The sequence below is a fragment of the uncultured Mailhella sp. genome, assembly GCF_944324575.1.
Taxonomy (GTDB): domain Bacteria; phylum Desulfobacterota; class Desulfovibrionia; order Desulfovibrionales; family Desulfovibrionaceae; genus Mailhella.
Genome location: NZ_CALUWV010000023.1, coordinates 20,972 through 28,832 on the forward strand (window position 1 = coordinate 20,972; position 7,861 = coordinate 28,832).

General features: G+C 54.2%; 6 protein-coding genes. 4 read left to right on the forward strand and 2 right to left on the reverse strand.

The genetic code is table 11. From position 1 onward, the window contains the following. The first annotated feature begins 271 nt into the window (after window positions 1-271). The 4 genes from Q0J81_RS04580 (at window position 272) to Q0J81_RS04595 (ending at window position 5,419) form a co-directional block, all read left to right on the forward strand. Window positions 272-1,489 (forward strand): M20/M25/M40 family metallo-hydrolase, encoded by a 1,218-nt coding sequence (locus Q0J81_RS04580; RefSeq protein ID WP_294446257.1) that lies wholly within the window; start codon window positions 272-274, stop codon window positions 1,487-1,489. Window positions 1,490-1,523: 34 nt separating this feature from the next. Further along, window positions 1,524-2,888 carry a Na+/H+ antiporter NhaC family protein gene (locus tag Q0J81_RS04585; protein ID WP_294446258.1) on the forward strand — a complete coding sequence of 455 codons (1,365 nt, stop codon included), beginning with the start codon at window positions 1,524-1,526 and terminating at the stop codon, window positions 2,886-2,888. A 247-nt stretch (window positions 2,889-3,135) separates the two neighbouring features. Then, complete coding sequence (locus tag Q0J81_RS04590) at window positions 3,136-4,479, forward strand: MATE family efflux transporter (RefSeq protein WP_294446259.1); 1,344 nt, start codon at window positions 3,136-3,138, stop codon at window positions 4,477-4,479. Window positions 4,480-4,501: 22 nt separating this feature from the next. Beyond that, on the forward strand, window positions 4,502-5,419 hold the full coding sequence (locus tag Q0J81_RS04595) for a DMT family transporter (protein WP_294446260.1): 918 nt from the start codon (window positions 4,502-4,504) through the stop codon (window positions 5,417-5,419). A gap of 419 nt (window positions 5,420-5,838) precedes the next feature. Here the strand turns inward: Q0J81_RS04595 and pepT are convergent, their stop codons facing one another. Beyond that, window positions 5,839-7,083 carry a peptidase T gene (pepT, locus tag Q0J81_RS04600; RefSeq protein WP_294446262.1) on the reverse strand — a complete coding sequence of 415 codons (1,245 nt, stop codon included), beginning with the start codon at window positions 7,081-7,083 and terminating at the stop codon, window positions 5,839-5,841. A 32-nt stretch (window positions 7,084-7,115) separates the two neighbouring features. Next, the coding region (locus tag Q0J81_RS04605; protein ID WP_294446263.1) for an AbgT family transporter at window positions 7,116-7,861 on the reverse strand (746 nt) is incomplete at its 5' end.

Consider the following 7,861-nt stretch of genomic DNA (forward strand, 5'->3'; position numbering starts at 1 on the left):
TGTCATCATGATTCTTGCATCAGCACCCTGCATATCCATATAGGAACAAGACGTTTTCCCCTACCATAATACAAAATTGCTCTGACCATGCGTCAAAATTTTCCAAAATTTTGATGTATCGACACCTTCATGAACTACTCTTCTCCATTTTCTTCCTCACTGCGCGCATATCTTGTGAAAAAAAATTGCAAGCTTTCTCTCAAAAATCTCCTCTCTCATGAAAAATTTTTCCGTATTGCAATGACTCTTGAACATTTTACAAGACGTGGCTATGCTGACAACTTCTTTTTCCAGCAACAGAGAGATGGAAGTGATGAAAAACGAAGTACTGTGGCATACAGCCATGGAGTTCCTTGACGGCAAACAGCCGGAAATGATCCAACTGCTGAAAAATCTTGTGGAACTGGAAACGCCTTCCGCCGACAAAAGCTCGGTCAGCCGTCTTGCCAGTCACATCGACACCTACTGTGACGCCATGGGCATGACCTGCCGCAAGATATCCTATGAAAAAGCCGGGGACGCTCTCACAGCCCGCACGGCTGAAGGCTCACAGAAGCCGGTGGCTCTTCTGGCCCACCTGGACACGGTTCACCCGACAGGCAGCTGGCCGGAACTGCTGCGCCAGGAAGGGGATTGCCTTTACGGCCCCGGAGTGTTCGACTGCAAGGGAGGCATAGTCATCGCCCTCTTCGCCATCAAGGCACTCCTCGCCTGCGGCTACAAAGAACGCCAGCTACGCCTGGCACTTGCCAGTGACGAAGAAACGGCGCACATGCTTTCCAATGGCCTGGGAGGACAGCTTTTTTCACAGGAATGCTCCGGGTGTACAGCTGCCTTCAACTGTGAAAGCGGCTCAACGGGGAACGAAATTGTCATCGAACGAAAAGGCGGCGCCGTCATCCGCATTCTTGTGAGAGGCATTGCTGCCCATGCGGGACGCAACCCGGAAAAGGGAGCCAGCGCCATACGTACGGCCGCACGGCTTGTGGAACGGATCGAATCGCTCTCCCGGCCTGACGGCAACCTGTTCAACTGCGGCAGGATTGAAGGAGGAACCGGTCCAAACGTCATTCCCGACGAGTGCGTCATTTCCCTGGGGCTGAGGTACCGAACCAACGCCGACTTTGAGGCCGCCCGGCAGACCTTGAAGGCTCTGTGCAAGGAAACTCCGCTGCCCGGAACCTCTGCGGAATTCTTCGTGCTGGGACAATATCCCGCCATGGAAAAAACTCCGGGGACCGATGCCTTGGCGGCAATATACGACGAAGCCTCGCAAAGGCTCGGTCTCGGGCCGGTATCCTTTCTTTCCACAGGGGGCTGCTCCGACAGCGCCTTCACCACGCAGATGGGTATTCCGACACTATGCGCACTCGGAGTCGCCGGGGCAGGCGCACACAGCCGGGAGGAACACGCGCTGCTCTCCTCGCTTCTTCCCCAGTGCCGCAAGCTGGTAACGACCATTCTTTCCCTGCCTGACGACCGGCACTGAAATTCCCGTATTTTCTTTCCGCAATACTGCAGCCATGAACACGACCACTAAAAAATTTCAATTCCCCAATTCACTTGTCATCGTATTTGCCATGATGGTGCTTGCCGCCGTGCTCACGCACATCATTCCGGCAGGCATGTACGACCTTATTGCCGGCACGAAGATGCTCGATCCCATGACCTATCATGCCATTCCCCAGCAGGGAGTTTCCCCCTGGGGTCTGGTGGACGCCGTCTTCAAGGGCATGGTGAAGGCCGGTCCCATCATTGTGTTCACCTTTCTTGTCGGCGGCTATTTTCAGGTCCTCATCGCCGGCAATTCCGTTGACGCCTTCATCAGCTGGCTGGTCCGAAAACTCGGCACAAAGTCCTTTCTCATTCTGCCGGCCATCATCGTCATCATGAGCGTTCTCGGCGCATCCGGCGTCATGGCCAATCCCGTGGTGGCTACCATTCCCATCGGCGTCATTCTTGCCCGCAGACTGGGGGCCGACGAAATTACCGGCGTTGCCATCATGTTTCTTGCCGCATACAGCGGCTATGCCACAAGCCCCGTATGCGCCATGACCGTGCAGATAGCCCAGCAGATTGCAGGCCTGCCCATGCTGTCCGGTTTCGGTTTCCGCTGCGTGGTCTGGCTGGTCTTTTTGCTGCCCACGACCCTTTTCATCATCCGTTACGCGCGCAAGGTGTGCGCCGGCCTACATGGAGCTGCCGGTATGGATGAGAATGCTCCGGCCAGTACCCCCGTCGCCGAGTTCAATGCCCGCCACGCCCTCGCTCTGCTCGGTCTTGTCGCCGGACTCGGCATCTATGTATGGGGCTCTCTCTCCCTTCACTGGGGCATGAACTACATGGCCGGCATCATGATGATCGTCGCCATGTTCGGCGCGCTGGTGACGGGCATGGGCATGAATGGATTTGTGGCCGGCTTCCTTCAGGGGGCACGCCAGATGACCTTTTCGGCCATGCTCATAGGCCTGGCCACGGGCATATCCGTCGTTTTGAGCGACGGACACATTCTTCATTCCATCATTTACGGCATGGCCGTCGCTCTCAACAGCCTCCATTCCGTATTTGTAGCGCCCGTCATGTTCCTGTTCAATCTTCTCTTCAACTTCTTTGTTCCCTCTGGCTCCGGACAGGCAGCCGTCGTCATGCCCATCATGGCTCCCCTTGCCGACGTTGTGGACATGACAAGACAGACCGCCGTTCTCGCCTTCCAGCTCGGTGACGGACTCTCCAACGTCATCTTTCCCACTAACGGTACCATGATGGCCAGCATTGCCATGGCCGGAGTCGATTACAGACGGTGGGCCGGCTGGGTTCTGCCGCTGTTTCTGCTTTGGACGATCATGGCAATCGTCGTCATGATTGCAGCCGTGGCCACAGGGCTTTAAAACAAAAGACTCTGCTCCCATTCCGGGAAGGGCATGCGTCCGGAGACGTCGGTGTGCCCTTCCCGGAACTATCTGCAGTTTTTTCTTTACACTTCTTCCATGAAGGAGCAGAGTTGCCCCGTCCTGAATCTCCCTTTCAACCGTCCGTCTCCGAAAAAGATCATCCGGACGCCTTGCGTCGCACAGGTTACGACGAATCCATTTTTCGTCCCCGTCGGGTCGTCCTGCCCGACTCTATGAATTTTCCATGTTTCCACTTCACAAAGATCACATCGACATCAGTCTTCTGCTCCGCCTCACGCTTCCCCTGTTTCTGGAACTCGTTCTTCAACTTCTCGTGGGCAATGTGGACAAGGTCATGGTGGGCAACGACTACAGCGCTACCGCCATCAACCAGGCCAATACCATTCTCGACATGCTTGCCGTAAGCCTGTCCGTTCTGTCTGCCGCATCGCTCATTCTCATAAGCCAATACAAGGGAGCGCAGAACAAGGAAAAGGAGCAGCAGATCTATGTGATTTCCTTTTACTTCAACCTGGCCGTAAGTCTCGGCATAGGCGTCATGCTGGCCGTTCTTGCGCGCCCTGTACTCTCGGCCATACACGTCCAGCCGGAAATCATGGACGAAGCCGTCATCTATCTCCGCATTACCGGCGGCGGCCTCTTCCTTCAGGCTGTCATGCTCTCGCTGAGCGCCTACCTTCGCAGCAATACTTACATGAAACAGTGCCTCCTCGTGGCGTTTCTGTTCAACATCATCAACATAAGCGGCAACGCGCTCTTTCTGTGGGGCTTCGGCATGGAGGGCGCCATGGCCGTAGCCATTCCGTCCGTTCTTTCCAGACTCATTGGAGCCCTCATTCTCTTCTATGAGGTAAAAAAATATCTGCGCATCAGTCTTTCCGTCCGGCGCCTTTTCCGCTGTCAGAAGGCAGAACTCGTCAAGATACTCAAGCTCGGTCTTCCTTCCTGCGGTGAATCCATTTCCTATTCCTTCAGCCAGATCGTTATTCTTGCCATCATCAATACTTTCAGCACAACCGAGGCCGTGGTAAAAACCTATGCCACCATGCTGGCCATGTGCTCCTATCTTTTCACTTCCGCCGTTTCCCAGGCCATGCAGATTCTCCTCGGCCGCGCGCTCGGAGCCAGAAAGCATCAGGAAGCCGAAGAGCTCGTCATATGGGTAACGCTGGTTTCCTGCCTGGCCTCCGCAACGATTTCGGCCGCCATAGCCATTTTTTCCAACAGCATTTTCGGCCTGCTTACCAGCAACACCGAAGTCATTCGCCTCTGCAGGATAGTCATGCTCATCGACGTAGCTCTCGAGCTGGGCAGAGCCGTCAACATCGTCATGGTGCGGGCTCTGCAAACCTGCGGAGACGTTTTTTTTCCTACCATGCTGGCCATCATTTTCTGCTGGTCCGTAGCGGTATGCGGTTCATGGTTCTTCGGCAGCGTGCTGGGACTCGGCATCATCGGCGTATGGGTTGCCATGGCTTTTGACGAGCTGTGCCGGGCCGGCATATTCATTGTCCGTTTCCGCCGCGGCAACTGGAAAAAACTTTCTCTTGTCGACGAAAGAAGCTGACCGACCCTTCAGGAGGTTCATCATGAAATCCTTGAATGAAAGATTTGTCTATCTCTATCTCTTCCTTACCTTTTTTCTCTGGGGAAGTCTCTATGTCGTCAGCAAATACGTGCTCGACAAGGTACCGCCGTTCACCGTCTCGCTTGTGCGGTACGCCATCTCCTTCCTGCTGCTTCTGGCGCTCATCCATGTAAAAAAATTCCGCCCCATAGAACGCAAGGACTACAAATACATTTTTCTGATAGGTTTTTTCGGCTACTTTGCAGCCCTTGTCCTGCAACTGCTCGGAACCAAATTTTCCAACGCCTCGTTTGCCGCCCTCGTAAACTCTCTGAACCCCATCGTCATCATGATCATGGCGGCCATATTCCTGCATGAACGCCTCACCATACAGAAAGGAGCGGGACTGCTGCTCGGCATTACCGGCGTTTATTTCATCATCGGCGGCGTTCACGGCAGCGACATGATGACGGGTATCGTTCTTTCCCTCATTTCCGTTCTGATCTGGTCGTATGTGTCCATCATCATCCGTAAAATAGGACATCTGTATCACCCGCTCATCATCACGGCATGGAGCATGGGCGTAGCGCTTGTCTTCACGATTCCCGCCTCTGCCATTGAGCTTATGCATACGCCTGCCGTCTGGGATACGGGCGTAATTATTTCACTTCTCTACATGGCCGTCATGTGCACCTGCGTAGCCCATGTTCTCTGGAATGAAAGTCTTTCCCTCATAGAAGCCGGAACCTGCTCCGCCTTCTATCCCGTGCAGCCTCTTACCGCTACAATTCTCGGCATTCTCTTCCTTGGCGAGGCTGTCTCCCTTTCCTTCTGGGTCGGCACAGTCCTTATTCTCATGGGCGTCATGCTGTGCCTGATTCATTTCGGCAGGATGCCTGCTTTCTTCAAGGTCTGCTGCTCTTCCCGCAAAGGGGCCTGAGCTCTCCGGCAAAAAAGACCAGCTACCAGTTTTACTTGTGCAGAAAGGCCGGAGTCTCAAGGATCCGGCCTTTCTGCCGCCAACGGTCTGCCGTTTCATCGAGCTATCGAACGTTCCGAGTTTCCGATCAGTCTTTCACTCTGAGCTCAACACTTTTCCGTATTCTCTAAAAGAGCACTCCACTTTTCCAGCAAAAGCAGCCTGCCCGGGGCGCGGAGCCTCATCCATCCTCCGCTCGCCATGGTCCGGTACACGGATACTTTCCCAAAACACCACCGGCCTGCCTGCGCCCCAGCAACGCCGTTCAAGCTTCTGCCCACCTTCACTCAATACTGAAGCTCTTCTTACGCATACATAATACAAAAGGCCTCACTCCAGAAATTCTGAAGTGAGGCCTTGTTCTGCTGACCCTGATGAAATCAGTTGCCGGACTTCTTTACGGCAAGCTCCAGAATCTTGAGCGTCATTTCAAGAGACTTGCACAGAGAAGGTACAGGAAGAAATTCCGCATTGGAATGGAAATTCAACCCGCCGGTAAAGTAGTTGGGAGTAACGAGTCCCTTGGCAGAAAGAGCCGAACCATCGGTCCCGCCGCGCATGGCAATGGTCTTCGGCTGTACTCCGATCTCATGCGCAGCCTCATACATGAGGTCAATGGGAGATCTGTCCTCTCCAAGAGACGACGCAATGTTGCCGTATACGTCCGTAAGCGTAACCTTGATTCTGGCTCTCTTATAGCGGATACGCATGAAGTCAACGACATCCTGCACGTACTTCTTGCGGGCTTCGTAACATTCCTTGTCGAAATCACGAATGTTCATATGAAGCGTGCAGCGGCTGCTGTTGGACTCCATGCCGGTAAACCACCAGTATCCTTCTTTGCCGTCAGTATGTTCCGGCGTCTGCTTGCGGTCAAAGCAGTTGATGATGTCCGTGGCGACAAGCAACGGATTGACGAGCACGCCCTTGGCCGACATGGGATGGGCCGTCACGCCCTCAATTTCAAAAAGCACGCTTCCGGCATTAAAAGTTTCATATACCAGCTCGCCTACGGCACAGCAGTCAATGGTATACGCGAAATCCACCTTGAACTTGTCAAGATCCATAAGCTTGGATCCGCAAAGGCCGATTTCTTCGTCGGGCACAAAAGCCACTCGAATCTCGCCATGAGGTCTGTCGCCGGACGAAAGCGTATGCAGCATGGTCATGACGTTGGCAATGGCTGCCTTGTTGTCCGCGCCGAGCACGCTGGTTCCGTCGGTAAAAACGATGTCCTGCCCTTTATAGTCCGCAAGTTCAGGATGTTCGGAGAGTCTCAGCCAGATATCCTTTTCGGCATTCAGACAGACATCTCCCCCCTCATAGTGCAGTACCTGAGGATGAACTTCAGGAGAAAGAGAGACAGGAACCGTATCCAGATGAGCAACAAAGCCGATGGAAGGAACTCCGGGCACGTTGCCGGGCAGCTTTGCCGTAAGTATGGAATGTTCGTCCAGCTCTATGTCTTCCAGCCCCATGGCCTGAAGCTCTGTTTCCAGAAGACGGGCCAGTTCGCGCTGACCTTCCGTACTGGGCACGACGCCCACAGACGCGTCGCTTTCGGAAGGGACGGCGACATAGCGCAAAAAGCGCTCGGTCAACTCTGCAGCGTATTCATGTTCCATGACAGTTTGCCTTCTTTTAATTTTTTACAAGGTTACTTGACGGGAGGATACACATAGCCGCTGTCAAAGCCAAGCGGAATACCGATCATCCAGTACGCATACAGCACCAGCGTAAGCACCACAAGCAGCGCCACGGTATAGGGCAGCATCATGGAACAAAGCGTGCCCACACCCGTAGCCTTGGCATACTTCTGGCAATACATGATGAGCAGCGGATAGAACGGGAACAAAGGCGTGGACACGTTCACGGCGGAGTCGCTCACGCGAAAGGCCGCCTGAGTAAGTTCGGGGGAAATGCCCAGCATCATGAGCATGGGAACAAAAATGGTGGAAAGAATGGCCCACTTGGACGTGGCCGAAGTAATGAGAATGTTCAGCATGCCGGTCAGAAGAATGATGCCGAAAAGCGTCATGCCGGAAGGCAGCCCCATGTTCTTCAGGAACTCAGCGCCGGCAATGGCAAGCAGCGTACCTATGTTGGATCTGCCGAACACATAAAGGAACTGAGCGGCAAAGAAGGCGAACACGATGAAGGAAAGCAGCATGGTCAGCACATGCTCCATGGACTTGATGACGTCCGTGCTGTTCTTGAACGTGCGGGAGGCATAGCCGTATGCCAGACCGGGAACGGCAAAGAACAGGAAAAGCAGCGGAACAATAGCCTGCATGACGGGTGCCTTGGGGCTGGTCAGACTGCCGTCGGGAGCACGGAACAACGAGTGCTCCGGCACGCACAGAGCAAAAAACAGTGCAATGAAGGCCAGCCAGGTAATGCAGG

Coding starts and splice junctions, on each gene's coding strand:
- Q0J81_RS04580 (WP_294446257.1), top strand. CDS start 272: ATGCTGACAACTTCTTTTTCCAGCAACAGAGAGATGGAAGTGATGAAA.
- Q0J81_RS04585 (WP_294446258.1), top strand. CDS start 1,524: ATGAACACGACCACTAAAAAATTTCAATTCCCCAATTCACTTGTCATC.
- Q0J81_RS04590 (WP_294446259.1), top strand. CDS start 3,136: ATGTTTCCACTTCACAAAGATCACATCGACATCAGTCTTCTGCTCCGC.
- Q0J81_RS04595 (WP_294446260.1), top strand. CDS start 4,502: ATGAAATCCTTGAATGAAAGATTTGTCTATCTCTATCTCTTCCTTACC.
- pepT (WP_294446262.1), bottom strand. CDS start 7,083: ATGGAACATGAATACGCTGCAGAGTTGACCGAGCGCTTTTTGCGCTAT.